The sequence below is a fragment of the Streptomyces macrolidinus genome, assembly GCF_023887685.1.
Classification (GTDB): Bacteria; Actinomycetota; Actinomycetes; order Streptomycetales; family Streptomycetaceae; genus Streptomyces; species Streptomyces macrolidinus.
Map to the genome: position 1 here is coordinate 66,731 of NZ_JAMWMR010000002.1, position 24,951 is coordinate 91,681.

Consider the following 24,951-nt stretch of genomic DNA (forward strand, 5'->3'; position numbering starts at 1 on the left):
CTACGACCCTACTCTTCCGAAGCTCCCGAGGTGACGTGGACGGTCATACACAACAGTGCGGTCCGTACCCGCCGGTAGGGGTACGGACCGCACAGGTGGAGGCCTTGCCACCCGATCCGGCGACACCGGACAACCGCCGTTGACCGCCCTCGACCGCCGTCGACTCCACGGGGCCGGGGGCCGGGCGCGCGCGGCGTGTTCCGCGCGGGCCCGGCGCGTCATCCCGCCAGGTTGTCCGCCATCTCCTCGGTGAGGTTGGACTCCGTGCCCGGGATACCGAGGTCCGTGGCCCGCTTGTCGGCCATCGCCAGCAGTCGGCGGATACGGCCCGCGACCGCGTCCTTCGTCAGCGGCGGGTCGGCAAGGGCGCCCAGCTCCTCCAGGGAGGCCTGCTTGTGCTCCATGCGCAGCCGCCCGGCCGCCGCGAGATGCTCGGGCACGTCGTCGCCGAGGATCTCCAGGGCGCGCGCGACCCGCGCACCGGCGGCGACGGCCGCGCGGGCCGAGCGGCGCAGATTGGCGTCGTCGAAGTTGGCGAGGCGGTTCGCCGTGGCGCGGACCTCGCGGCGCATCCGCCGCTCCTCCCAGGCCAGCACGGACTCGTGCGCACCCAGGCGGGTGAGCAGGGCGCCGATCGCGTCCCCGTCCCGTACGACGACGCGGTCCACGCCCCGTACCTCGCGGGCCTTCGCGGCGATCGACAGGCGGCGGGCGGCGCCGACCAGGGCGAGCGCGGCCTCGGGGCCGGGGCAGGTGACTTCGAGGGAGGACGAGCGGCCGGGCTCCGTCAGCGAGCCGTGCGCCAGGAACGCGCCGCGCCAGGCGGCCTCGGCGTCACAGGTGGCCCCCGAGACCACCTGCGGGGGCAGGCCGCGGATCGGACGGCCCCGCCCGTCGACCAGACCGGTCTGGCGGGCGAGCTGGTCACCGCCCGCGACCACGCGCACCACGTAGCGCGAGCCGCGGCGCAGACCGCCGGGCGCCATCACGATCAGTTCGGAACTGTGGCCGAAGATCTCCAGGATGTCCCGCTTGAGCCGCCGGGCCGCCATCGCCGTGTCCAGCTCCGCCTCGATCACGATGCGGCCGCTGACCAGGTGCAGCCCGCCCGCGAACCGCAGGATCGCCGAGACCTCCGCCTTTCTGCAGCAGGTCCGGGTGACGGGAAGCCGGGAGATCTCGTCCTTCACCGCTGCCGTCATCGCCATGGGCCGATCCTTCCATGCATCCGAAAAATACGGTCGTACGCGGCGGCCAACAGCTCTGGGTCGTGCCGCGGGGTTCCGTCGGTACGGGCCACCGGCGCCAGCTCGACCGCGGCTCCGAACCGCTTGGCGGCCTCTTCCAGCAAGGCGCCGTCGGGCACGGCGGCCTGATCGGCCAGCACCACGTCCAGGGCGAGTTTAGGGGCGTGTCGTCCCAAAACCTCCAAATGACGCTGCGGGGAGAAGCCGTCCGTCTCTCCGGGCTGAGGGGCGAGGTTCAAGGACAGCACCCGGCGCGCCTTCGTCTCCATGAGGGCGTCGAGCAGTTCGGGCACGAGCAGATGCGGCATCACCGAGGAGAACCAGGAGCCGGGTCCGAGAACCACCCAGTCGGCGTCCAGGACCGCGGCGACGGCCTCGGGGACGGCGGGCGGGTCGTGCGGCACGACATGCACGGACTGCACCTCGCCGGGGGTGAGCGCGACCGTCGCCTGGCCGCGTACCGTGCCGATCTCCTCCGGGCGCTCCGGGTCGTGGCCCTTGACCAGCGCCTGGAGCTCCAGGGGCACGGCGGACATGGGCAGGACCCGGCCATGGGCGCCGAGCAGCCGGCCGACCAGGTCGAGGGCCTGGACGGGGTCGCCGAGCTGCTCCCACAGGGCGACGATCAGCAGGTTGCCGACCGCGTGGTCGTGCAGATCGCCCTGGGACTGGAAGCGGTGCTGGATGACCCGGGCCCAGGTCTGGCCCCAGTCGTCGTCCCCGCACAGCGCGGCCAGCGCCTTGCGCAGGTCGCCCGGCGGGAGCACGCCCAGCTCGTCGCGCAGGCGCCCGCTGGAGCCGCCGTCGTCCGCCACCGTGACGACGGCGGTGAGGTCGCCGGTGATGCGGCGCAGCGCGGCGAGCGAGGAGGACAGGCCCCTGCCGCCGCCGAGGGCGACCACCTTGGGCTGGGTGCCGCGGCGGCGCACCCGGCCGCCGCGGGCCTCGGCGGGCCGGCCGCCGCGTCCCTCGGGCACCGCCCGGCGCAGCCGCCGCAGCCGCAGCGTTCTTCCGGTCACTCGCGCCCCATGTCCCGGTGCACGACCACGGTCTCCACGCCCTCCGCGGCCAGGCGCGCGGCGAGCTTCTCCGATGTGGCCACCGAGCGGTGCTTGCCGCCCGTGCAGCCGATGGCGATGGTCACATAGCGCTTGCCCTCGCGGCGGTAGCCGGCCGCGATGAGCCGGAGCAGCTCGGCGTACCGGTCGAGGAACTCCTTGGCGCCGGGCTGGTTGAAGACGTACGCGGCCACCTCCTCGTTGAGGCCGGTGTAGGGGCGCAGCTCCGGGACCCAGTGCGGGTTGGGCAGGAAGCGCATGTCGGCGACCAGGTCGGCGTCGACCGGGAGGCCGTACTTGAAGCCGAAGGACATGACGGTGGCCCGCAGCTCCGGCTCCTCCTCACCGGCGAACTGGGCGTCCATCTTGGCGCGCAGTTCGTGCACGTTGAGGCTGGAGGTGTCGATCACGAGGTCGGCGTCACCGCGCAGCTCGCGCAGGAGTTCCCGCTCGGCGGCGATGCCGTCGACGATCCGGCCGTCGCCCTGGAGGGGGTGCGGACGGCGGACGGACTCGAAGCGGCGTACCAGGGCTTCCTCGGAGGACTCCAGGAAGACGATGCGCCGGGTGACGTGCTTCGTCTCCAGGTCGGCGAGGGATTCGCGCAGGTTGTCGAAGAAGCGCCGGCCACGCACGTCGACGACGACCGCGATCCGGGCGACATTGCCCTGCGACCGCGCGCCCAGCTCCACCATGGTGGGGATCAGCGCGGGCGGCAGGTTGTCGACGACGAACCAGCCGAGGTCCTCCAGGCACTTGGCGGCCGTCGAGCGGCCGGCCCCGGACATGCCGGAGATGATCACCAACTCGGGGATGGCCGATTCAGGAACCCCGGGTGCTTCGATACTCACCTGTTCTCCGTTTTCCTGGACCGCCTGCTGTGTACGGTCCTCGCCCGCTTCCTGCTCGGGCGGCCGGTCCTGTGCTGAGCGTTGTTCCGCGCTCCGGTCGTGCTCGGTCATGTGTCCTGCCCCCGTCGTTCGTCCGGGACGCCCGCGGTCACGGGCTCCCCTGAGGAACCCGGCGTCGCCCCGGGCTCCTCCTCTTCCATGATCTCTCCAGTCGCCGTGTTCACGGCGGGTGCGGCCGGGGCCGCCTGAGCGAGGGCCACGGCGATGGTCTCGGCCGTCTTGCGGCCGATGCCGGGAACCTCCTGGATCTGGTCGATTGTCGCGGATCGCAGCTTGCGCACCGAGCCGAAGTGCTTGATCAACGCCTGTTTGCGCGTGTCACCGAGGCCGGGGACGTCGTCCAGCGGACTCGTCCGGACGCGCTTGGCACGCTTGGCCCGCTGGTAGGTGATCGCGAAGCGGTGGGCCTCGTCCCGGACCCGCTGGAGCAGATAGAGGCCCTCGCTGGTGCGGGGCAGGACCACCGGGTCGTCGTCGTCCGGCAGCCAGACCTCCTCCAGGCGCTTGGCGAGGCCGCAGACGGCGATGTCGTCGAGGCCCAGCTCGTCCAGCGCCCGCTTGGCCGCCGCGACCTGCGGCTGCCCGCCGTCCACCACGACGAGCTGCGGCGGGTAGGCGAACCGCTTGGGCCGCCCGTCGTCCTCCGTCAGGGCCTGCTCCTGCGCCCACTCCCCCGTCTTCTCCTTCTCGGCGAGGTAGCGCTTGAAGCGGCGGGTGATCACCTCGTGCATGGACCGGACGTCGTCCTGGCCCTCGAAGCCCTTGATCTGGAAGCGGCGGTACTCGCTCTTGCGCTGGAGCCCGTCCTCGAAGACGACCATGGAGGCCACCACGTCCTCGCCCTGGAGATGCGAGATGTCGTAGCACTCGATCCTGAGCGGGACGCTGTCCAGGTCCAGGGCCCCGGCGATCTCCTCCAGGGCGCGCGAGCGCGTGGTCAGGTCGGAGGCGCGCTTGGTCTTGTGCAGCGCGAGGGCCTGCTGGGCGTTGCGCTGCACGGTCTCCATCAGGGCCTTCTTGTCACCGCGCTGCGGGATGCGCAGCGACACACCCGCCCCGCGACGGCCGGTGAGCCAGTCCTGTACGGGTTCTATGGGATCGGGCAGGGCCGGGACGAGGACCTCCCTGGGCACGGAGTCGCCCGTCTCCTCGCCGTAGAGCTGCTGGAGGGCGTGCTCGACGAGGGCGCCCGTGGTGACGTCCTCCACCTTGTCGGTGACCCAGCCGCGCTGGCCGCGGACGCGTCCGCCGCGCACGTGGAAGATCTGTACGGCCGCTTCCAGCTCGTCCTCGGCGACGGCGATGAAGTCGGCGTCGGTCGCGTCGGTGAGTACGACCGCGTTCTTCTCCATGGCCTTCTTCAGGGCCTCGATGTCGTCGCGCAGCCGGGCGGCCCGCTCGTACTCCATCTCCTCGGCCGCCTCCCGCATCCGGTGCTCCAGACGGCGCAGGTACGTTCCCGTACGGCCGGCCATGAAGTCGCAGAAGTCCTCGGCCAGTTCGCGGTGGTCCTCGGGGGAGATACGGCCTACGCAGGGCGCGGAGCACTTGCCGATGTAGCCGAGCAGACAGGGGCGGCCGGTGCGGGCGGCGTTCTTGAGGACACCGGCGGAGCACGTGCGCACGGGGAAGACACGCAGGAGCAGGTCGACCGTGTCGCGGATGGCCCAGGCGTGTCCGTACGGCCCGAAGTACCGCACGCCCTTGCGCTTGTGACCGCGCATCACCTGGACCCGCGGGATCTCCTCGTTCATCGTCACCGCGAGGTACGGGTAGCTCTTGTCGTCGCGGTACTTGACGTTGAACCGGGGGTCGAACTCCTTGATCCAGGTGTACTCGAGCTGGAGCGCCTCGACCTCCGTGGACACCACGGTCCACTCCACGGACGCGGCCGTGGTGACCATGGTGCGGGTGCGCGGGTGGAGGTTCGCCAGGTCCTGGAAGTAGTTCGCCAGCCGCTGGCGCAGGCTCTTCGCCTTTCCGACGTAGATCACCCGGCGGTGCTCGTCCCGGAACTTGTAGACCCCGGGGGAGTCCGGGATCTGTCCCGAGGCGGGGCGGTAGCTGGAGGGGTCGGCCATGTCTCACACCCTACTGGCGGGGGCCGACAGCGCGGCGAGCCTGTGGACAAGGCACGAGCGGGCCTGCACGGGCCTGTGGACAAGGCGGCCGGCCGCTCGCCGACCGGGCGCCCCGAGGCGTCAGGCCGCCGGGCCCGCCATGATCTTGCCGTTCTTCACCGCTACGGACAGCTCGGTCAGCGGCACCGTGGCCGGTGTCTGGAGGACCTTGCCCGTGGTGGCCTCGAAGCGGCTGTGGTGGCAGGGGCAGACAAGGGTCGTGCCCGACAGCTTGTTGATGGGGCAGCCGCCGTGCGTGCAGATGGTGCTGTACGCCTTCAGGGAGCCGTCCGCGGCCCGGCTCACGACGACGTTCTGGTCCTCGTAGAGCTTGGCCCCGCCCTTGGGCACCTCGTTCTCGGCGCCCAGGTCGACCGGGGCGGTCGGCAGGGCGGGCGCGCCGCTCTCACCGGGCGAGCAGGCCGTGACGGCGAGCCCGGCGACCGGGGCGAGCGCCGCCCCACGCAGGACGGTACGACGGGTCGCGGAGGGTCGGGTGGACATGAGGTCTCCACTGGTCGGGGCCGATGCTCGCCGAAGCGGCGGCGTACAGCGACGATACCGGGGGCGCTTTCGCCGCCGGGGGCCGGGGCAGGGGGCCGCGGAGCACCTGCGGGGACGTAGAGTCGACCACCCGTCGAGGAGCAGGGCGGGCCTGTCCGCGGCTGCGCCCGACCCCCTTTCGAGAAGGGACCCGTCTCGTGATCGTCGTCGCCGGTGAGGCCCTGATCGACCTGGTCCCCCAGGGCACGGGCGCCCTCGCGCCGCTGAGGCCGGTGCCGGGCGGCGGCCCGTACAACACCGCCGTCGCGCTCGGCCGCCTCGGTTCCCCCACCGCCTTCTGCTCCCGCACCTCCTCCGACGCCTTCGGTGAGGCCCTGCTCGCCGGGTTGCGCGAGGCGGGCGTGGACGTCTCGGCCGTGCAGCGGGGCCCCGAGCCGACGACCCTGGCCCTCGCCACGCTCGACGAGAACGGCTCGGCCGCGTACTCCTTCTACGTCGAGGGCACCGCCGACCGGCTGTTCACCGCCCCCGCGGGCCTTCCCGACGGCACCCGCGCGGTGTCCTTCGGCACCTGCTCGCTCGTCCTGGAACCGGGGGCCGACGCGTACGAGGAGCTGATGCGCGACGCCGCCGCACAGGGCGTGTTCACGACGCTCGACCCGAACATCCGCGCGGGGCTGATCCCGGACGCGGACGCCTATCGGGCCCGCTTCAGGCGCTGGCTGCCCTCGGTGTCCCTGCTCAAGCTCTCCGCGGAGGACGCGGAGTGGCTGGGCGGCACCCCGCGCGCGTGGCTGGAGGCGGGCCCCGCGGCCGTGGTGATCACCCATGGCCGCGACGGGCTGACGGTCTTCACCCTTGACGGGGCGGAGCACTCCGTACCGGGGGTGCGGGTCGAGGTCGTGGACACGATCGGCGCCGGGGACACGGTGAACGCGGCCCTGCTGCACGGGCTGGCCGCCCGTGGCGCGCTCTCCCCGGCGGCGATGTCCGGCCTGGACTCCGACGGCTGGACGGATCTGCTGCGCTTCGCCGCCCGCGCTGCGGCGATCACCTGTTCCCGGGCCGGTGCGGAACCGCCGTACGCGGCCGAGCTGACGGGCGCGTGACGCCACGCGTCGCCTGGAGGTGCCCGGCCGGGTCCGAGGGCGCGCTCTGAATCGAACGTACCAACGCGCTGTGGGCTGATCGTGGCCGTGTCGCTCCCGGCGTCGGCGTGGTCTCGCCCGCCGTTCTCCGCTTCCCGGACGGTTGAGGCATGACTCAGGACATCTCCCCGCAGACCACCGCAGCTCCCGCGCTCCCCCTGTCCCCCGGCGCCTGGGCGCTCGACCCGCTGTATTCGTCCGTCGGCTTCACCGTCCGCCATCTCGGGATCGCCAAGGTGCGGGGACGCTTCACCGCGGCGACCGCGGACCTGTACGTCGGTGGGACGGCCGCCGACGTGGTGGTGAGCGCGGAGATCGCTCTCGCCTCCCTCGACACCGGGAACCCCGACCGTGACGCGCACCTCCGCGGCACCGGACTCCTCGATGTCGAGCGGCGTCCGACGATGACGTTCCGCTCGACCAGGATCCGCGGTGAGGACGCGGACTGGTCGATGGAAGGGGACATGACGCTCGGGGGCGTGACCCGTCCGGTGACGTTCGCCGTCGAGTTCGGCGGGCTGGTGGACTCTCCCGTGGACGGGAGGAAGCGTGCCGGGTTCGAGGCTGCGGGCGAGATCCGGCGCAGTGACTTCGGGCTGGACTTCGGGGCCGGGCTGCTCGGTGATGTGGTCAAGGTCCAACTGGATCTGCAGTTCACCGAAGCACAGGGGCAGGGCGGCTGACACTGCGACGAGCGGCGCCCCACGGGGAGTTCCCGTGGGGCGCCGCTCGCTCGGCGACTCTTCCGGCGTCAGGCCTTGCGCGCCCGCGCGGTCTTCGCGGCTGCCGCCTTCTTCGTCGTACCGGCCGCCTTCTTGGTCGCCATGTTGTTGGCGGTCTTCACCGCGGCCTTCTTCACCGCAGCCTTCTTCACGGCGGTCTTCTTCGCTGCGGCCGACTTCACCGCAGCCTTCTTCACGGCGGTCTTCTTCGCTGCGGCCGACTTCACCGCGGTCGTCTTCACCGTGGCCGTCTTCTTCGCCGTCGACGCGGCTGCGACCGCCTTGCGGGCCGTCGTCCTGCGCGAGGACTTCACCGGGGCCGCGTCGCTGACACGATCGGCGCCGAGGATCTCGCGCAGGAACTTGCCCGTGTGGCTGGTCGGGACCGCGGCCACCTCCTCGGGCGTGCCCTCGGCGACCACGAGGCCGCCGCCCGCACCGCCCTCGGGTCCCATGTCGACGACCCAGTCGGCGACCTTGATGACGTCGAGGTTGTGCTCGATGACGATGACCGTGTTGCCCTTGTCGACCAGGCCGGAGAGCACCTTGAGGAGCTTGCTGATGTCCTCGAAGTGCAGACCGGTGGTCGGCTCGTCCAGCACGTAGACCGTGCGGCCGGTGGAGCGCTTCTGCAACTCGCTGGCGAGCTTGACGCGCTGGGCCTCACCGCCGGACAGCGTGGTCGCGGCCTGGCCGAGACGGACATAGCCGAGGCCGACGTCGTTGAGCGTCCTCAGATGGCGGGCGATCGCCGGAACGGCCTCGAAGAAGTTCATCGCCTCCTCGATCGGCATGTTGAGGACCTCGGCGATGGACTTGCCCTTGTAGTGGACCTCCAGCGTCTCCCGGTTGTAGCGGGCGCCGTGGCAGACCTCGCACGGGACGTACACGTCCGGGAGGAAGTTCATCTCGATCTTGATCGTGCCGTCGCCCGCGCAGTTCTCGCAGCGACCGCCCTTGACGTTGAAGGAGAAGCGGCCGGGCAGATAGCCCCGGACCTTCGCCTCGGTCGTCTCGGCGAACAGCCTGCGGACGTGGTCGAACACACCGGTGTACGTGGCCGGGTTGGACCGCGGCGTGCGGCCGATGGGCGACTGGTCGACATGCACGACCTTGTCGACCAGGTCGTCGCCGTCCACGCGTGTGTGCCGTCCGGGAACGTTCCTCGCGCCGTTCAGCTCACGGGCCAGGTGCGTGTACAGGATGTCGTTGACCAGCGTCGACTTGCCGGATCCGGACACGCCGGTGACGGCCGTGAACAAGCCCAGCGGGAAGGACACGTCGATGTCCTGGAGGTTGTTCTCGCGCGCGCCGTGCACCGTGAGCTGCCGGGAGGCGTCGCGCGGGCGCCGGATGTCCGGCAGCGGGATCGACTTCTTGCCCGACAGATACTGACCGGTCTGCGACTCGCTGTTGGCGAGCAGCCCCTTCATGGAGCCGCTGTGCACGACCTTGCCGCCGTGCTCGCCCGCGCCGGGGCCGATGTCGACCACCCAGTCGGCGACCTTGATCGTGTCCTCGTCGTGCTCCACGACGATGAGCGTGTTGCCCATGTCGCGCAGCCGGACCAGGGTCTCGATCAGCCGGTGGTTGTCCCGCTGGTGCAGGCCGATGGACGGCTCGTCGAGGACGTAGAGCACACCGACGAGGCCCGAGCCGATCTGCGTGGCCAGGCGGATGCGCTGGGCCTCACCGCCGGAGAGCGTGCCGGCCGCGCGGTTCAGCGACAGATAGTCCAGGCCGACGTCGACCAGGAACCGCAGCCGTTCGTTGACCTCCTTCAGGACCCGCTCGGCGATCTTCTTGTCCCGGGCGTCGAGCTTCAGCCCCCGCAGGAAGTCCGCGCAGTCGCTGATCGACATGGCGGAGATCTCGGCGATCGACTTCTCCATGAGCGTGACCGCGAGGACGATCGGCTTGAGGCGCGTGCCCTCGCACGTGGGGCAGGGCACCTCGCGCATATAGCCCTCGAAGCGCTCCCGGCTGGCGTCGCTCTCGGCCTCGCTGTGCCGCCGCTTCACGAAGGGGACGGCGCCTTCGAAGGCCGTCGTGTAGACACGCTCGCGCCCGTACCGGTTGCGGTAGCGGACCTCGATCTGTGTCTTGTGGCCCTGGAGCAGCGCCTTCTTGGCGCGCTGCGGCAGTCCCGCGAAGGGGATGTCGGTACGGAATCCCAGCGCGTCCGCGAGGGCGCCGACGAGGCGGCCGAAGTAGTCCTTGGTGTGTCCGTGCGACCAGGGGTGGATGGCGCCCTCGTCGAGGCTCTTCTCCTCGTCGGGCACGATCAGTTCGGGGTCGACCTCCATGCGCGTGCCGATACCCGTGCAGTCGGGGCAGGCGCCGAAGGGCGAGTTGAAGGAGAAGGAGCGGGGCTCCAACTCCTCGAAGGACAGATCGTCGTACGGGCAGTAGAGATGCTCGGAGTACATGCGCTCGCGCTCGGGATCGTCCTCGGGGAGGTCGACGAAGTCGAGCACGACCATGCCGCCGGACAGACCGAGCGCGGTCTCCACGGAGTCGGTCAGACGGCGCTTCGCGGAGTCCTTGACCGTGAGGCGGTCGATGACCACCTCGATGGTGTGCTTCTCCTGCTTCTTCAGCGTGGGCGGGTGGGAGAGCTGGATCGTCTCGCCGTCCACCCGCGCGCGGCTGTAGCCCTTGGTCTGGAGGTCTGCGAAGAGGTCGACGAACTCGCCCTTGCGCTCCCGCACGAGCGGCGAGAGCACCTGGAAGCGGCTGCCCTCCGGCAACTCCAGCACCCTGTCCACGATGGCCTGCGGCGACTGGCGCGAGATCGGGCGAGCGCACTCGGGGCAGTGCGGCTTGCCGATGCGCGCGAAGAGCAGCCGCAGGTAGTCGTAGACCTCGGTGATCGTGCCGACCGTCGAGCGCGGGTTGCGCGAGGTCGACTTCTGGTCGATGGAGACCGCCGGGGAGAGACCCTCGATGAAGTCGACGTCCGGCTTGTCCATCTGCCCGAGGAACTGCCGCGCGTACGAGGACAGCGACTCGACGTAACGCCGCTGGCCCTCGGCGAAGATCGTGTCGAAGGCCAGCGAGGACTTGCCCGACCCCGACAGGCCCGTGAAGACGATGAGCGAGTCACGTGGCAGGTCGAGCGAGACATTCTTCAGATTGTGCTCGCGCGCGCCACGGACGATGAGACGGTCGGCCACGCCGGTCCGCACCTTTCTTGAGAGAAGCGACAGGGGCGAGGCCCCCGTCTTTCCCAGACTAGGGGGAGCCACTGACAACGCCGGTCGGATTCCTGAGGTTCACAACACTCCCCGGCCATCCAGCATGCCCGACGCCGGACCCGACCATATAGCACGTGCATTCGATTTGCGGGCCTGGTCGGAATCCTTCACCCGAAGGAGTGGTGAGGCTAGGGTCGGCGTCATGATTGATCACGCGCGCGACCTGGCCTCTGTACATGCCGCGACCGAACGACTGCTCCTCGCAGTCGGCGAACTGGACAACGCGGCGTTGGCCGAATCGTCACGGCTGCCCGGCTGGGCCCGCGGCCATGTCCTCGCTCACCTCGCGCGTAACGCGGACGCGCTCGTGAACGTCCTCGAGGGACGTCCCATGTACGTCTCCGCGCAGGCCCGCGACGCGGACATCGAGCGGGACGCCTCGCGCCCCCTGGACGTCCAGCTCGCCGACCTGCGCGAGAGCGCGGCCCGGTTCCGAGCGGCGGGGGCGGCTCCGGCGGACTGGTCGCGCACGGTGGAGCTGCGCAACGGCGTCACGGACGCCGCGGCCCGGGTGCCGTTCCGGCGGTGGGGCGAGGTCGCACTGCACCATGTCGATCTCGGGATCGGATTCGAGCTGGAGGATCTTCCCGAGGAGTTCGTCCTGCGGGAGATCGACTTCCTGGCCGCGCGGTTCAGCGGGCACAAGGACCTGCCCACGACCGGACTGGCCGCCACCGGCGAACAGGTCTGGACGACCGGCGGCGGCGCCGAGAGCGGCTCGGTCGCCGTGCGCGGGGCCGCGCCCGAGCTGCTCGGCTGGCTCGCGGGCCGCCGCGACGGAACCGCGCTGAGGGTCGGGGGCGGACCGCTGCCGACGCTTCCCCCGCTGTAGCCGACGGGCACCCCGTCACCCGCTATAGGCTGCCCTCATGACGTACAGCGGAGCGGTGAAGGTCGGCGGCCCTGCCGATGTGCACGAGCTGCAAGACCTGATGATCACGAAGATCGCGGTCGGCCCGATGGACAACAACGCCTATCTGCTGCGCTGTCGGGCCACCGACGAGCAGTTGCTGATCGACGCGGCCAACGACGCGGGGACGCTGCTGGGCATGATCGGTGACGACGGCATCGCGTCCGTCGTCACCACCCATCGGCACGGCGACCACTGGCAGGCACTCGCCGAGGTCGTGGCGGCCACACACGCGCGTACGTACGCCGGACGCGAGGACGCCGAGGGCATCCCCGTACCGACCGATGTCCCGGTCGACGACGGCGACACGATCCGCGTGGGGCGCGTGGAACTCACCGCGCGCCATCTGGTGGGCCACACCCCGGGTTCGATCGCCCTCGTCTACGACGACCCGCACGGCCACGCGCATGTGTTCACCGGGGACTGCCTCTTCCCTGGCGGTGTGGGCAACACACACAAGGACCCCAAGGCCTTCGCCAGCCTGATCCGCGATGTGGAGACGAAGATCTTCGACGTGCTTCCGGACGAGACCTGGGTCTATCCCGGACACGGCAACGACACCACGCTGGGCGCGGAGCGACCGCATCTGCCGGAGTGGCGCGCGCGGGGGTGGTGAGCACCCCGGGGGCCTCACGCCCCGGGATTCACGCCTCGGTCCTCACGCCTCCGTCCGCGCCGCACCCGCCAGCGTCGCGACCCGCTCCACCGCGAACGCGTACCCCTGCACGCCGCACCCGGCGATGACCCCGTCGGCGCGCAGGGAGACGTACGAGTGGTGCCGGAACTGCTCGCGCTGGTGGATGTTGGAGATGTGGACCTCCACCACCGGCAGTCCGTCACAGGTGTTGAGCGCGTCGAGGATCGCGACGGACGTGTGCGAGTAGGCGGCCGGGTTGATCACGATCCCGGCGTGGTGCAACCGCGCCTCATGGATCCACTCCACCAACTCGCCCTCGTGGTTGGACTGCCGGAAGTCCACCGAACCTCCGTACGCTGCCGCCGCCTTCACACACAGGGCCTCGACGTCCGCGAGCGTGTCGGAGCCGTAGATCTCCGGCTGGCGCTGCCCGAGGAGGTTCAGATTGGGGCCGTTGAGAATCATGATCGGGGCGTCGGCGAGGGTGCGAGGCACAGTTCCTCCGGTCCGTTCGGGTCTGCCGGCCCAGTGCGGACCGCTGCACAACAGCCCCTGGTTTATCACGGTGCACCGACGAGACGACGGCCACTAGCCTCTGGCCATGACGCACCTCACGTACCCGCCCAAGCCCGTGCCCGGCGACCGGGTCGCCGTCGTCTCGCCTGCCTCCGGACTCCCCGGCATCCTGCCGCTCCCCTACGAGTTGGGCCTCGATCGCCTGCGCACCGAGTTCGGCCTCGACGTGGTCGAGTATCCGACGACCCGGAAGATGGGGGCGACCCCGCAGGAGCGAGCGGACGATCTGCACGCGGCGTTCGCCGACCCGACTGTCAAGGCCGTGATCGCCTCGATCGGCGGGGACGACCAGATCACCGTACTGCCGCTGCTGGACCGGGAGTTGATACGCGCCCACCCCAAGCCGTTCTTCGGGTACAGCGACAACACCAACCTGCACGCCTTCCTGTGGAACACGGGCGTGGTGAGCTATCACGGCGGCAGCGTCATGTGCGAGTTCGGCCGTCCCGGCGCCATGGCACCGCTCTCCGCAGAGTCGCTGCGGGCCGCGCTCTTCACCTCCGGGGAGTACGAGTTGAGGCCGGCCGACCGCTGGCGCGACACCAGCCGGGACTGGAGGGACCCGGCGACGTTCGACGCGGAGCCGGAGACCCGGCCCGGCTCGGGCTGGACCTGGCTGAACGCGAACCGGTTGGTCGAGGGCCGCAGTTGGGGCGGCTGCCTGGAGGTCCTCGGCATGCTGCTCATGGCCGACCGGGAGATCGCCCGCGATACGGCGGTCTACGACGGCGCCGTGCTCTTCCTGGAGACGTCGGAGGAGATGCCGAGCGGCGAGGAGGTCTTCCGCACCCTGCGGAGCATGGGCGAGCGCGGGGTGCTCCAGCGCTTCCCCGCCCTGCTCATGGGCCGCCCGAAGACCTGGTCGTTCGAGCAGCCCAACAGCCCGGAGGAGGGCGCCCGTTACGCGGCGGAGCAGCGGGAAGCCGTCCTGCGCGCCCTGAAGACCTACGCTCCCGACGCCATGGTCGTCTTCGATGTGGACCTCGGACACACCGATCCGCAGGTCGTCATCCCCTATGGAGGCACCGTACGCGTGGACGGTCCCGCCCGGCGCATCACCGTGACCTACTGATCCGGGCGCACGCCCGCCCGCCGACTCGCCCGTGCCGAGCCTCCGCACGCCCCCGTAATCGCCGATCACCGTGGGTAGTTGACGCGGCATGCACGATGTACGCACCGTAAGGAATCCTTCCTTGCTCCGGCTCGCCGCCGCCTCGCTCGCCGGGACGGCCATCGAGTTCTACGACTTCTACGTCTACGGGACCGCTGCCGCTCTGGTCCTCGGACCGCTGTTCTTCCCGACGGTCTCGCCGATGGCCGGCACGCTGGCGGCCTTCGGGACCTTCGCGGTCGGCTTCGTGGCGCGCCCGCTCGGCTCGGCGCTGTTCGGCCACATCGGAGACCGGCGGGGGCGCCGACCGGTCCTCGTCGCCTCCCTGCTGCTGACCGGCACCGCGACGGTGGCGGTCGGCTGTGTGCCGACGTACGACACGATCGGCGTGGCCGCTCCTGTCCTCCTGCTCGTCCTGCGCTTCCTCCAGGGGCTCGGGCTGGGCGGTGAGTGGGGCGGCGCGGTCCTGCTGGCCACGGAGCACGCTCCGCCCGGACGGCGCGTGCTGTGGTCGAGCTTCCCGCAGATCGGCCCACCGCTCGGCTTCCTGCTGGCCAACAGCGTGGTGCTGGGGCTGTCGGCGACGCTGTCGGACGCACAGTTCGCCTCCTGGGGATGGCGTGTTCCGTTCTGGGGGGCGGGTGTGCTCGCGGCGGCCGGACTGTGGCTGCGCAGCTCGCTCGCCGAGAGCCCGCGCTTCCTGGAGATCGACGACCACGCGCGCGTGCCGCTCGCCGAGGTCGTGCGCGGCCACTGGCGGCTGGTCCTGCTGACGGCAGGCGCCCTCGCGGTCGGGTACGCGGTCTTCTACACCGTGACGACCTGGTCCCTGGCGTATGCGACGGAGCGGCTCGGCGTGAGCCGTCCGGTCATGCTGACCTGCGTCATGGCCACCGTCGTCGTGACGGGAGCCCTGACCCCGCTGCCGGCGCTCCTCGGCGACCGCTACGGGCGGCGGCCCCTGTGTCTGGCGGGCTGTGCCGGTGTCGTCCTGTGGACGTTCCCGATGGTCGCGCTGCTCGCGACGGGTGAGCCTCTGCTGATGTTCCTGGGCTTCCTCGGAGCCATGCTCGCCCTCCTCATGATGTTCGCCGTGATCGCCGCGTATCTGCCGGAGCTGTACGAGCCTCGGCTGCGCTGCACGGGCGCGGCCGTGGGCTACAACCTCGGCGGAGTGCTCGGCGGCGCCCTCACCCCGATCGTGGCCACCGCCCTGGCCGAGCACGGCGGCCGGGTCCCCTGGGGTGTCGGCGCCTATCTGACGGCCATGGGCCTGCTCAGCCTGGGCTGCTTCGCGCTGCTGCCGGAGACCCGCCCCGCTGTCGCCGCGGCCCCGAAGGCCACGCCGTCTACGGGTTGACCGCCAACTCCAGGTAGGCCGCGAACAGCACCATATGAACCCCTCCCTGAAGGGGAGTCGCGCGTCCTGGCACCACCGTCAGGGAGCTGACGACGATGGTCAGGGCGAGCAGCACCATATGCAGCGGGCCGAGGCCGAGCACGAGCGGTCCGGACAGCCACAGGGACGCCAGCGCGACGGCGGGGATGGTCAGGCCGATGCTGGCCATCGCGGAGCCGAGGGCGAGGTTGAGGCTCGTCTGGACCCGGTCGCGGCGCGCCGCTCGCACGGCGGCGATCGTCTCGGGCAGCAGCACCAGCAGCGCGATGATCACGCCGACGACCGCGGGTGGCATACCGGCGGCTGTCACCCCGCTCTCGATGGTGGGTGAGACGCCTTTGGCGAGTCCGACGACTCCGACGAGCGCGGTGGCGAGCAGGGCCAGACTGGCGACCGCGGTGCGGGTGGACGGTGCCTCGGCATGGTCGTCCGCGCGGATCACCTCGCCCTGCCGGGTGATCGGGAGGAAGTAGTCACGGTGGCGCACGGTCTGGGTCGTCACGAAGAGGCCGTACAGCACCAGTGAGGAGATGGCGGCGAAGGTCAGTTGCGCCGGGGAGAACTCCGGGCCGGGCTTGCTCGTGGTGAAGGTCGGCAGCACCAGGCTGAGGGAGGCCAGCGTCGCGACGGTGGCGAGGGCGGCGCCGGTGCCCTCGGGATTGAAGACCGCGGTCTTGTGGCGCAGGGAGGCGACCAGCAGGCTGAAGCCGACGACGCCGTTGCACGTGATCATCACGGCCGCGAAGACCGTGTCGCGGGCCAGCGTCGCGCTCTTGTCGCCGCCGTCCAGCATGAGGGTGACGATGAGCGCCACCTCGATGATCGTGACGGCGACGGCGAGCACGAGCGAGCCGAAGGGCTCACCCACGCGGTGCGCGACCACTTCGGCGTGGTGCACCGCCGCCAGCACGGCTCCCGCGAGGAGCACCGTCACCAGAGCGACCAGCGCGCCCGGCAGCTCCCTCCCCCAGGTGAAGATCAGCATGACGACCGCGACCACCGGCACCACGGCTGTCCACCGCGCAGTGAGTGACCGGAGCCGAACGATCATGTTGCGATCCTGACAGACACGGACAGCGAACGCATTCCAGAACGCGTGCCGGGCCGCAGTCCGGGCCGGTCATGGTCGGCGATCAGGGCGCCGGGGTCCACGGTCATCGGGGCCCACAGGGTCACGGGAACATCCACGGTTGCCTCCGGCAGTACGCACGGTCGTTTCCACTGGAGGTCTTCTCCGCCCGCCCCGAACGCACGGCGCGGGCGGCTCATGGCTCCCCTCCGTGCGCACAAGACTACCCGAATCACCAAGAGAAGGTAAAGAGCTTGGCAAAGGAAATGCCAAATCCCCTGTTCAGGAAGGCTTTACTCGCCCTTGAGGTTGACCTTGCTCGGTCAGCGGTTCCAGGAATGCCGGGCCTGACCGACCTGGGTGAGCACCTGCTGGAGCACCTGGCTGCCCGGCGGAACCCGCGGCGGCTCGTACGTCCAGGCATGCCCCACCCAGGGGTCCGCGAGGTGATCGTCGGGCACCGGGGTGAGGCGCAGCAGCGAGCGCCAGAGCGGGTCCAGCAGCGGTCCGTAGGCAGCCGCGTCCTCGCGGTCGGCGACCATCATCAGATGGACACCGACGGCCGGGCCCTCGTCCGCGAGGTAGCGCAACTGTGTGACCGCCCGGTCGTCGAAGCCGTGCGGGAAGTCGTTGACGATCAGGAGGTGTTCCGCCGTGTCGAGGTCGGGTGGCAGTGAGTCGGGTGCGCCGGCGCGCACCGCCATCTGCACCAGGTCGACGCGCCGCGTGAGCCGGGTCAGCGCATCGGCCACCCCTGCGGCTCCGACAGCGGGCGCGGCAGCGAGCACACCGGACTGCACGAGGGGTGCGAGCGCCGGGGCGCCGGAGCCGGACGCGTCGATGACATGGACCGAGAACTCGCCGGGCGGGTAGACGGCGAGCAGCCGCGCCGCATGCGCCACGGCAGTGTCCAGCGCGAGACGGCGTGACTCATCGGCGTCGACGAGCGCGCCGGTGACGGCGGAGCGACCGCTGTCGATCCACAGTCCGCGCTCCAGCGGCAGCCTGACCAGCATGGGAACGCGCAGGCTCTCGCTCTCGGGCAGATGCAGATCACCGAGACGTACGGCCATGGGGATCTCCATCGGTACCCGATAGCTGTGCCAGACGGGGTTGTCCCAGCGCGCGATGGCCGGGGGCAGCGCGGGCTCGACGACCTCGGCCTCGGCGATGAGCTGGGTGAGATCCCGATCGAGCGCGGCCCTGGCCTGATTGACGAGTTGGTCGTGCTTGGCCTCGGCCGCCGCGCGGGCGGCGTCGCCCTGCCCGCCGATGCGGCTGCGCGGGTCGGACAGGATCTTGTCCAGCTCCTGCTCCCTGCGCGAGTCGGCGAAGTCCACGGCGCTGCGGTACGCCGCCACCGTGCGCGCCAGGTCCTCGAACATGCCCCAGACCTGGTTGTAGAGCCGTTCCTCCATGGACCACCCGGTCGCGTCTCCCGCGACGGGCTGGACGGGCGCTCCGGGCGGGGCCGGGGCGGCGGTCGGCGGAGGCGCGGCGCTCCGCCGGCCGGGGTGGGTGTAGTCGATCGGGCCGCCGGAGGCGAGTGACGCACCGGCATCCGGCGCGCCGGCGTCGTAGGGAGATGCCTGCTGCGGCGCGACGGTCGGCTCCTGTCTCGGCGGTTCGGGGCCCAGAGGCCCCTGGGTCGCGCCGGGGGCCGCCGCCTGCCGCGTGCGGTCGGCCTCGGGTACGCGCGGCGGGGGCGGGGCGACCGAGCGGGCCAGTCCCTGGACCACCGCTTCGTGGATGCTGTCCGCGAGGTGCGCGGCTTCGGTCAGGCCCTGGTCGGCGAGGAGTGCGGCGAGGCCTCCCGCATAGCCCTGGCCGACCGCGCGCACCTTCCAGGCGTCCTGTCTGCGGTAGAGCTCGAGGGCGATGACGGCGGACTCGGAGTCCAGGCCGGTGATGGTGTAGCTGGCCACCTCCGAGCCGTCCAGGCCGGTGACCGCGACGAAGGGGGCGGCGAGGACGCCGAACCGGGCCGGGCCACCGGTCCCCTGCGGCAGGGCGAGCAGCACCGTGACCCGGTCCACGCCCTGCGGCAGGGCATCCAGGTCGAACGCCAGCCGGTGATCGGCCGCGGCCTGCCTGGACACCTCCAGGCCCGGCAGTACGGGCGTACCCGGATGGGCCACCCAGTCGATACCGCGCACCGCGCCCTGGTCGTCGCTGAGCGTGGCTCCGGCCACGATCGGCTTGCCGGCCGACACCCGGACCTCGAGTCGGGTCCGGGGCAGCGGATGGTTCTGCCCCCGGACCAGCTCGGCCGTCATCGTCTCGTCCCCCCTGCGTCGCTCTGGTGTACCCGGCCTCCTACAGATGGGGCAGGATCGCCGGCATCAGGTCCTGGAAGGTACGGCCGTTGGCAGCGGTGCCCAGGGCCGTCATCGTCCATCCCGTGCCCGTGCGGTGCACCTTGGCCATGATCTGCGCCGTGTACGGACCGCCGCCCGCCAGCGTGTACCGGGCCAGCTCCTGGCCGTTGGTCTCGTCGACGAGGCGGCAGAACGCGTTCTGCACCTCCTGGAACGTCTGGCCCGTGAAGGAGTTCACGGTGAAGACGATCTGGTCGATGTGGACCGGGACGCGCTGGAGGTCGACGAGGATCGCCTCGTCGTCGCCGCCCTGGCCCACACCGCCGACGAGGTTGTCCCCGGTGTGGCGCACCGAGCCGTCGTCGCTGACCAGATGACGGAAGAAGACCACGTCCACGGGCTGCTTGTCCGCGAACAGCACGGCCGAGGCGTCGAGGTCGATCTCACGGGTGCGCGAGCCGAACAGGCCGCGCCGGGGGGCGGCTTGCCAGCCGAGCCCCATGCGCACCGCGCTCAGCGTGCCTCCGTCGTTCTTCTGCAGACTGATGGCCTGACCCTTGGTCAAGTTGACGGTCACGCGCTGTTCCCCTCTCGAGCGGTCCCCAGTTGGTCGCGGACTCCGCGGCTATCAGAACCCTACGCAGCGGCACTGACAGTGCCGAACCCCGGCCCGTGCATTGTGGCGTTCTTGCAACACACCGCGCACGCAATCGGGGTCCGGCCGCGGCGTCAGGCCAGGCCCGCTTCCTTCATCTGGCGCAGTTCCTTCTTCATCTCGGAGACCTCGTCGCGCAGCCGTGCCGCGATCTCGAACTGCAGGTCCGCCGCGGCGGCGCGCATCCGTTCCGTCAACTCCTCGATCTGCCCGGCCAGTTCGGCCGCCGGACGGTCGGTCGGGACCGTCTCCTTGGCCTTCGCGGCCTTGCCGCCCTTGGCCGCCCTGCCGCTGCCCGAGGGCACGGGCGCCTTGGCACCCTTGGCGTCCTTCGCCTTGCGGTACCCCGTGCCGAGCAACTGCTCCGTGTCGACGTCCTCGCGGGCGATCTGCGCCACGATGTCGTTGATCTTCTTGCGGAGCGGCTGCGGGTCGATGCCGTTCGCGGTGTTGTACGCGACCTGCTTCTCACGGCGGCGGTTGGTCTCGTCGATGGCCTTCTCCATCGCCGGGGTGATCTTGTCGGCGTACATATGGACCTGACCGGAGACATTGCGCGCGGCCCGGCCGATGGTCTGGATCAGCGAGGTGCCCGAGCGCAGGAAGCCTTCCTTGTCGGCGTCGAGGATCGCCACGAGAGAGACCTCGGGCAGGTCGAGACCCTCGCGGAGGAGGTTGATGCCGACCAGGACGTCGTACTCACCGGCGCGCAGCTCACGCAGCAGCTCCACACGGCGCAGGGTGTCCACGTCGCTGTGCAGATAGCGCACCTGGATGCCCAGTTCGAGGAAGTAGTCGGTGAGGTCCTCGGCCATCTTCTTGGTGAGGGTGGTGACCAGGACGCGCTCGTCCTTCTCGGTGCGCTTGCGGATCTCGTGCACCAGGTCGTCGATCTGGCCCTCTGTGGGCTTGACCACGACCTCGGGATCGATCAGCCCCGTGGGGCGGATGATCTGCTCGACCTGACCGTCCGAGCGCGAGAGTTCGTACTGTCCGGGGGTCGCCGAGAGGTACACCGTCTGGCCGATGCGCTCCTGGAACTCCTCCCACTTCAGCGGGCGGTTGTCCAGGGCGGAGGGCAGCCGGAAGCCATGCTCCACGAGGGTGCGTTTACGGGAGGCGTCGCCCTCGTACATCGCGCCGATCTGGGGCACGGTCACGTGCGACTCGTCGATGACGAGCAGGAAGTCGTCCGGGAAGTAGTCGAGGAGTGTGTTCGGCGGGGAGCCGGGCGCACGGTCGTCGAAGTGCATCGAGTAGTTCTCCACGCCCGAGCACGTGCCGATCTGGCGGAGCATCTCGATGTCGTAGGTCGTCCGCATCCTCAGGCGCTGCTCCTCCAGGAGCTTGCCCTGCTTCTTCAGCTCGGCCAGGCGCTCGTCCAGCTCCTGCTCGATGCCTCTGACGGCCCGCTCCATGCGCTCGGGTCCCGCGATGTAGTGGGAGGCCGGGAAGACGTAGAGCTGCTGGTCGTCGCTGATGACCTCGCCGGTGAGCGGGTGGAGCGTGGAGAGGGCCTCGATCTCGTCACCGAACATCTCGATGCGGACGGCCAGCTCCTCGTAGACCGGGAAGATCTCGATGGTGTCGCCGCGCACCCGGAACGTTCCGCGCGCGAACGCCACGTCGTTGCGCGTGTACTGGATGTCGACGAAGCGGCGCAGCAGCTCGTCACGGTCGATCTCGTCGCCGACATTGAGGCTGACCATGCGGTCCACGTACTCCTGGGGAGTACCGAGGCCGTAGATGCAGGAGACCGAGGCGACCACGACGACGTCCCGGCGGGTGAGCAGCGAGTTCGTCGCGGAGTGGCGCAGCCGCTCCACCTCCTCGTTGATCGAGGAGTCCTTCTCGATGTAGGTGTCCGACTGTGGGACGTATGCCTCGGGCTGGTAGTAGTCGTAGTACGAGACGAAGTACTCGACGGCGTTGTTCGGCAACAGCTCGCGGAACTCGTTGGCCAATTGGGCGGCCAGCGTCTTGTTCGGCGCCATCACCAGGGTGGGGCGCTGGAGCTTCTCGATCATCCACGCGGTGGTGGCGGACTTGCCGGTGCCGGTCGCGCCGAGCAGGACGACGTCCTTCTCTCCCGCGCGGATGCGCTGTTCCAGCTCGGCGATGGCCGTGGGCTGGTCACCGCTCGGCCGATAGGGACTGACGACCTCGAAGGGCGCCACCGTGCGTTCGATCTTTGAAACGGGCCGCATGTCATCCACCGTACGGCGCCGCACTGACAACAGGGACGGCTCACCGGTTCTGCGGGGTGCGCACGCGCCGGGGCGCCCTACGTCGGCCCGCGCGGGACACCGGGCGCCGGCCGCCGTGGGTGGCCTCGGGATGGGCCGGGACACCGGGCTTGCGCTCCACGGGGGTCCAGGCGGGCTTGCCCATCACCATCAGCGGGTCGAACAGCACCACGACGCCGGCCAGGCACAGGAAGGCGAGCGGGCCGATCACCAGCGGGGCGAGCAGGGCGACGGGCGAGTCTCCACCGGGGGCGTCGGTGGCTGCGGCGTGCAGATGGACGCTGACGGCGGCCATGCCCATGTAGTGCATCCCGCTGACGGCGAGGCCCATGAGGAGGCTCGCGCCGACGCTCCACAGGAACCCGCGGATCTGTCCGGCCGCCCACAGAGCGGCGGTGGCTGCCACGACCGCGACGGCCACGGAGACGGCGACGGTGGCGGTGTTGTACTCGAGCACACCGTTCAGGCGCATCCCGGCCATGCCCAGGTAGTGCATCGAGGCGATGCCCAGTCCGGTGATGGTACCGCCGGTGAAGAGCGCCACCCCGGTGGCTCCCCGGTAGCCGACGATGAAGACGCCGATACCGACCATGAGGACGGCGACGCCGAGACCGGCGAACATGATCGCCCTGTCGTAGTGGACGGCGGTCTGTTCGACGCTGAACCCCGCCATGGCGACGAAGTGCGTGGTCCATATGCCGGACCCGATCGCGGCCGAGCCGAGGGCGAGCCAGCCGGCCCGCCAGGAGTGGGTGACCAGCATCGATCTGGTGATGCAGCGCAGACCGAGCGCGCCGCCGAGACAGGCCATGAGGTACGCCACCACCGGTGTGACGAGTCCGTACCTGAAGCCGTCGACCGTGCCTTGCATGCGCGGCGCCCTTCCCACCCTGATGCGTCTCTGCATTCCGGAACTGCCCCCGTCCCCAGGACCGTGAGGACGGTCAGGGTTGTCGAGAGAGTATGACCCCCACCGGAATGGTCGAATGATTTTCCGGCAAAGAATCACGCCCCCGCCCCACACGTGCGGCGCCTGTGCGCAGTTTTGGGTGACTCCGGGCAAATCCGTGGCCGCTTCCCCTCGATTCCGTTTGACTCTCTGCTGTCACGCTGATGCTGTACGTCATCGCTCTGACGCAAGGAGTACGCATGTACGCGCGCGTTGTCGTCGTCGCGACCCTCGCGGTCCTCGGGCTCGGTGTCGGCCTGCTGCCCACGCCCCCCGCGGGTGCCGCGGGCGGTGACGGTCCGGTGGTCGTCGCCCATCGCGGCGCCTCCGCGTACGCGCCCGAGAACACCCTGGCCGCCGTCGACCGGGCCGCCGCCATGGGGATCGGCTGGGTCGAGAACGACGTGCAGCGCACCAAGGACGGCCGGCTCGTCGTCATGCACGACGACACGCTGGAGCGCACGACCGACGTCAAGCGCGTGTTCCCGCACCGGGCGCCCTGGCGGGTGAAGGACTTCACCGCCGCGGAGATCGCCCGCCTGGACGCCGGCCGTTGGTTCGGCACCCGGTACGCGGGCACGCGCGTACCGACGCTGCGGCAGTACATGGAGCGGTTGTCGCGTCACCATCAGAAGCTGGTCCTGGAGATCAAGAGCCCCGAGCTGTATCCGGGCATCGAGCGCGAGACCCTCGAGCTGCTGGCCGACGAGGGCTGGCTCGACGCCGAACACCTCAGGAACCGGCTGGTCGTCCAGAGCTTCAGCGCCGCCAGTGTGCGGAGGGTCCACGCCCTCCGGCCGGGGATCAGGACCGCCTTCCTGGGCACGCCCAAGGCGTCGGAGCTACCGGCGTACGCGCGGTTCGCCGATCAGATCAACGCGGCGTACACGAAGCTCTCGGCCCGCTACGTCTCCGCGCTGCACGCGGTCGGCGGCCCGCACGGCAAGCCGCTGAAGGTCTGCGCCTGGACCGTCAACACCGCGAGCGACGCCCGCCGGGTGGCCGGGTTCGGCGTGGACGGCATCATCACGAACGCCCCCGATGTGGTGCGCGCAGCCGTCAGTTCCCCCTGAGCCGGGCGTGCGCCGCGGGGTGCGTACGCACGACTCCGACGGCGTTGTCAGTGCCGCGCCGTACGGTGGGCGCATGGACAGTCATGGGCAGTACGAGCAGCAGGTGGTGTGGACCGTCACCGCCACGGACATCGGTCCGCTGCTGCTGGCCGCCACGCGCGACGGCCTGGTGAACGTGGTGTTCCACGCGACGGACGCCGTGCGCGACAGAGCGCTGGAGCGGCTGGCGTCCCGGCTCGGCGCGGAGCCCGTGGAGGACCCGGGGTCCCCGCTGCTGGCCGAGGCGATACGCCAGGTGGTGGCGTACTTCGCGGGTGAACGCCGCGACTTCGCACTCCCGCTGGACTGGTCCCTGATCGCCGGGTTCAACCGCCAGGTGCTGCGCGAGCTGGCGTCCGGAGTGCCCTACGGCACGGTGGTGGGGTACGGCGACCTGGCCGACCGGGTAGGGCAGCCGGGCGCGGCTCAGGCCGTGGGCGCGGCGATGGGCGCGAACCCGCTGCCGGTGGTGGTGCCGTGCCACCGGGTGGTCGAGAGCGACGGTGGCATCGGCGGGTTCGGGGGCGGGCTGGAGACCAAGCGGAGGCTGCTGGCGCTGGAAGGGGTGCTGCCGGAGCCGCTGTTCTGAGCCCGCGGGCCCGGCGCTCAGAGACTGATGTGGTAAGCCTTGCGGAGCGTCTCGTGGACCGTCCAGGTCGTACGGTCGCCCTCGCGCAGGATCGCCACATCACCCGGGCCGACCTCGAGGACGTCACCGCCCTCGACCTCGACGGTGGCGCGACCGCTGACCACCACGAACAGTTCGTTCGCCTCGGTGTCGGTGACGACACCCGGCGTGATCTGCCAGATGCCGCGCACCTGCTTGCCGTCGGAGGAGTCCCAGAGCACCTTGCCGGTCACGACCGGGTCCCCGGAGACGATCTGGGCCGGGTCGAGCGGCTCGGGCTCCAGTTCGGCGTCAGGGATGTGCACGGCGAAGGACGGGGCGGTCTGCGTCTGTGTCGTCATGGCCGGCCACCTTAGCCGCAGGTCCTCGCCGCT

General features: G+C 70.6%; 21 protein-coding genes. 8 read left to right on the forward strand and 13 right to left on the reverse strand.

The window, feature by feature from the left end; all coding sequences use genetic code 11:
• Positions 1-218: 218 nt before the first annotated feature.
• From whiA to NGF19_RS02540, 5 genes are all read right to left on the reverse strand, one after another.
• Positions 219-1,208, reverse strand: coding sequence for a DNA-binding protein WhiA (gene whiA / locus NGF19_RS02520; RefSeq protein ID WP_252421825.1), 990 nt, complete (start codon positions 1,206-1,208; stop codon positions 219-221).
• Positions 1,199-2,266, reverse strand: a complete 1,068-nt coding sequence (locus NGF19_RS02525; protein WP_252421827.1) for a gluconeogenesis factor YvcK family protein — start codon at positions 2,264-2,266, stop codon at positions 1,199-1,201. Before NGF19_RS02525 ends, whiA begins: the two co-directional genes overlap by 10 nt.
• Entirely contained in the window at positions 2,263-3,267 is a 1,005-nt protein-coding gene (rapZ, locus tag NGF19_RS02530; protein ID WP_252421829.1) for an RNase adapter RapZ, read from the reverse strand. Before rapZ ends, NGF19_RS02525 begins: the two co-directional genes overlap by 4 nt.
• A complete protein-coding gene (gene uvrC / locus NGF19_RS02535) occupies positions 3,264-5,297 on the reverse strand; it encodes an excinuclease ABC subunit UvrC (protein ID WP_252421831.1) in 2,034 nt (677 codons plus the stop codon). The genes rapZ and uvrC overlap by 4 nt, the downstream gene beginning before the upstream one ends.
• 120 nt (positions 5,298-5,417) lie before the next feature.
• Positions 5,418-5,840 (reverse strand): Rieske (2Fe-2S) protein, encoded by a 423-nt coding sequence (locus tag NGF19_RS02540; protein ID WP_252421833.1) that lies wholly within the window; start codon positions 5,838-5,840, stop codon positions 5,418-5,420.
• A 197-nt stretch (positions 5,841-6,037) separates the two neighbouring features.
• Here NGF19_RS02540 and NGF19_RS02545 point away from each other — a divergent pair, with 197 nt between their 5' ends.
• On the forward strand, positions 6,038-6,949 hold the full coding sequence (locus tag NGF19_RS02545) for a carbohydrate kinase family protein (protein WP_252421834.1): 912 nt from the start codon (positions 6,038-6,040) through the stop codon (positions 6,947-6,949).
• A gap of 149 nt (positions 6,950-7,098) precedes the next feature.
• Positions 7,099-7,671, forward strand: coding sequence for a YceI family protein (locus NGF19_RS02550; RefSeq protein WP_252421835.1), 573 nt, complete (start codon positions 7,099-7,101; stop codon positions 7,669-7,671).
• A 68-nt stretch (positions 7,672-7,739) separates the two neighbouring features.
• On the opposite strand, the gene uvrA is transcribed toward NGF19_RS02550, so the two are convergent.
• Positions 7,740-10,886: an excinuclease ABC subunit UvrA gene (gene uvrA, locus NGF19_RS02555; protein ID WP_252421836.1), complete on the reverse strand. Its 3,147-nt coding sequence runs from the start codon at positions 10,884-10,886 to the stop codon at positions 7,740-7,742.
• A gap of 223 nt (positions 10,887-11,109) precedes the next feature.
• On the opposite strand from uvrA, the gene NGF19_RS02560 reads away from it, so the two are divergent.
• Together NGF19_RS02560 and NGF19_RS02565 are read left to right on the forward strand one after the other, a co-directional pair.
• Positions 11,110-11,799 (forward strand): maleylpyruvate isomerase family mycothiol-dependent enzyme, encoded by a 690-nt coding sequence (locus NGF19_RS02560; protein ID WP_252421837.1) that lies wholly within the window; start codon positions 11,110-11,112, stop codon positions 11,797-11,799.
• A gap of 37 nt (positions 11,800-11,836) precedes the next feature.
• Complete coding sequence (locus NGF19_RS02565; protein WP_252421838.1) at positions 11,837-12,493, forward strand: MBL fold metallo-hydrolase; 657 nt, start codon at positions 11,837-11,839, stop codon at positions 12,491-12,493.
• Between the two features lie 42 nt (positions 12,494-12,535).
• On the opposite strand, the gene aroQ is transcribed toward NGF19_RS02565, so the two are convergent.
• Positions 12,536-13,009, reverse strand: coding sequence for a type II 3-dehydroquinate dehydratase (aroQ, locus tag NGF19_RS02570; RefSeq protein WP_252421839.1), 474 nt, complete (start codon positions 13,007-13,009; stop codon positions 12,536-12,538).
• 106 nt (positions 13,010-13,115) lie between these two features.
• Here aroQ and NGF19_RS02575 point away from each other — a divergent pair, with 106 nt between their 5' ends.
• Together NGF19_RS02575 and NGF19_RS02580 are read left to right on the forward strand one after the other, a co-directional pair.
• A complete protein-coding gene (locus NGF19_RS02575) occupies positions 13,116-14,162 on the forward strand; it encodes a S66 family peptidase (protein WP_252421840.1) in 1,047 nt (348 codons plus the stop codon).
• A gap of 88 nt (positions 14,163-14,250) precedes the next feature.
• A complete protein-coding gene (locus NGF19_RS02580; protein ID WP_252421841.1) occupies positions 14,251-15,561 on the forward strand; it encodes an MFS transporter in 1,311 nt (436 codons plus the stop codon).
• Here NGF19_RS02580 and NGF19_RS02585 read toward each other — a convergent pair.
• The 5 genes from NGF19_RS02585 to NGF19_RS02605 all read right to left on the reverse strand — a co-directional run bounded on the left by NGF19_RS02585 (position 15,551) and on the right by NGF19_RS02605 (position 22,759).
• Positions 15,551-16,651 (reverse strand): calcium:cation antiporter, encoded by a 1,101-nt coding sequence (locus NGF19_RS02585; RefSeq protein WP_252421842.1) that lies wholly within the window; start codon positions 16,649-16,651, stop codon positions 15,551-15,553. The two genes, NGF19_RS02580 and NGF19_RS02585, sit on opposite strands and share 11 nt — an antisense overlap.
• A gap of 341 nt (positions 16,652-16,992) precedes the next feature.
• On the reverse strand, positions 16,993-18,945 hold the full coding sequence (locus NGF19_RS02590; RefSeq protein WP_252421843.1) for a TerD family protein: 1,953 nt from the start codon (positions 18,943-18,945) through the stop codon (positions 16,993-16,995).
• Between the two features lie 40 nt (positions 18,946-18,985).
• On the reverse strand, positions 18,986-19,564 hold the full coding sequence (locus NGF19_RS02595; protein ID WP_252421844.1) for a TerD family protein: 579 nt from the start codon (positions 19,562-19,564) through the stop codon (positions 18,986-18,988).
• A 152-nt stretch (positions 19,565-19,716) separates the two neighbouring features.
• Positions 19,717-21,849, reverse strand: coding sequence for an excinuclease ABC subunit UvrB (gene uvrB / locus NGF19_RS02600; protein WP_252421845.1), 2,133 nt, complete (start codon positions 21,847-21,849; stop codon positions 19,717-19,719).
• Positions 21,850-21,889: 40 nt separating this feature from the next.
• On the reverse strand, positions 21,890-22,759 hold the full coding sequence (locus tag NGF19_RS02605) for an MHYT domain-containing protein (RefSeq protein WP_252421846.1): 870 nt from the start codon (positions 22,757-22,759) through the stop codon (positions 21,890-21,892).
• Between the two features lie 278 nt (positions 22,760-23,037).
• Between NGF19_RS02605 and NGF19_RS02610 the strand changes: the two genes are divergently transcribed.
• Both NGF19_RS02610 and NGF19_RS02615 read left to right on the forward strand, forming a co-directional pair.
• Positions 23,038-23,910 carry a glycerophosphodiester phosphodiesterase gene (locus NGF19_RS02610; RefSeq protein ID WP_252421847.1) on the forward strand — a complete coding sequence of 291 codons (873 nt, stop codon included), beginning with the start codon at positions 23,038-23,040 and terminating at the stop codon, positions 23,908-23,910.
• A 73-nt stretch (positions 23,911-23,983) separates the two neighbouring features.
• Entirely contained in the window at positions 23,984-24,538 is a 555-nt protein-coding gene (locus NGF19_RS02615) for a methylated-DNA--[protein]-cysteine S-methyltransferase (RefSeq protein WP_252421848.1), read from the forward strand.
• Positions 24,539-24,555: 17 nt separating this feature from the next.
• Here NGF19_RS02615 and NGF19_RS02620 read toward each other — a convergent pair whose 3' ends face one another.
• Positions 24,556-24,918: a cupin domain-containing protein gene (locus NGF19_RS02620; protein WP_252421849.1), complete on the reverse strand. Its 363-nt coding sequence runs from the start codon at positions 24,916-24,918 to the stop codon at positions 24,556-24,558.
• Positions 24,919-24,951: the final 33 nt, after the last annotated feature.

Coding starts and splice junctions, on each gene's coding strand:
- whiA (WP_252421825.1), bottom strand. CDS start 1,208: ATGGCGATGACGGCAGCGGTGAAGGACGAGATCTCCCGGCTTCCCGTC.
- rapZ (WP_252421829.1), bottom strand. CDS start 3,267: ATGACCGAGCACGACCGGAGCGCGGAACAACGCTCAGCACAGGACCGG.
- uvrC (WP_252421831.1), bottom strand. CDS start 5,297: ATGGCCGACCCCTCCAGCTACCGCCCCGCCTCGGGACAGATCCCGGAC.
- NGF19_RS02540 (WP_252421833.1), bottom strand. CDS start 5,840: ATGTCCACCCGACCCTCCGCGACCCGTCGTACCGTCCTGCGTGGGGCG.
- NGF19_RS02550 (WP_252421835.1), top strand. CDS start 7,099: ATGACTCAGGACATCTCCCCGCAGACCACCGCAGCTCCCGCGCTCCCC.
- NGF19_RS02560 (WP_252421837.1), top strand. CDS start 11,110: ATGATTGATCACGCGCGCGACCTGGCCTCTGTACATGCCGCGACCGAA.
- NGF19_RS02565 (WP_252421838.1), top strand. CDS start 11,837: ATGACGTACAGCGGAGCGGTGAAGGTCGGCGGCCCTGCCGATGTGCAC.
- NGF19_RS02575 (WP_252421840.1), top strand. CDS start 13,116: ATGACGCACCTCACGTACCCGCCCAAGCCCGTGCCCGGCGACCGGGTC.
- NGF19_RS02580 (WP_252421841.1), top strand. CDS start 14,251: ATGCACGATGTACGCACCGTAAGGAATCCTTCCTTGCTCCGGCTCGCC.
- NGF19_RS02585 (WP_252421842.1), bottom strand. CDS start 16,651: ATGATCGTTCGGCTCCGGTCACTCACTGCGCGGTGGACAGCCGTGGTG.
- NGF19_RS02590 (WP_252421843.1), bottom strand. CDS start 18,945: ATGACGGCCGAGCTGGTCCGGGGGCAGAACCATCCGCTGCCCCGGACC.
- uvrB (WP_252421845.1), bottom strand. CDS start 21,849: ATGCGGCCCGTTTCAAAGATCGAACGCACGGTGGCGCCCTTCGAGGTC.
- NGF19_RS02605 (WP_252421846.1), bottom strand. CDS start 22,759: ATGCAAGGCACGGTCGACGGCTTCAGGTACGGACTCGTCACACCGGTG.
- NGF19_RS02610 (WP_252421847.1), top strand. CDS start 23,038: ATGTACGCGCGCGTTGTCGTCGTCGCGACCCTCGCGGTCCTCGGGCTC.
- NGF19_RS02615 (WP_252421848.1), top strand. CDS start 23,984: ATGGACAGTCATGGGCAGTACGAGCAGCAGGTGGTGTGGACCGTCACC.
- NGF19_RS02620 (WP_252421849.1), bottom strand. CDS start 24,918: ATGACGACACAGACGCAGACCGCCCCGTCCTTCGCCGTGCACATCCCT.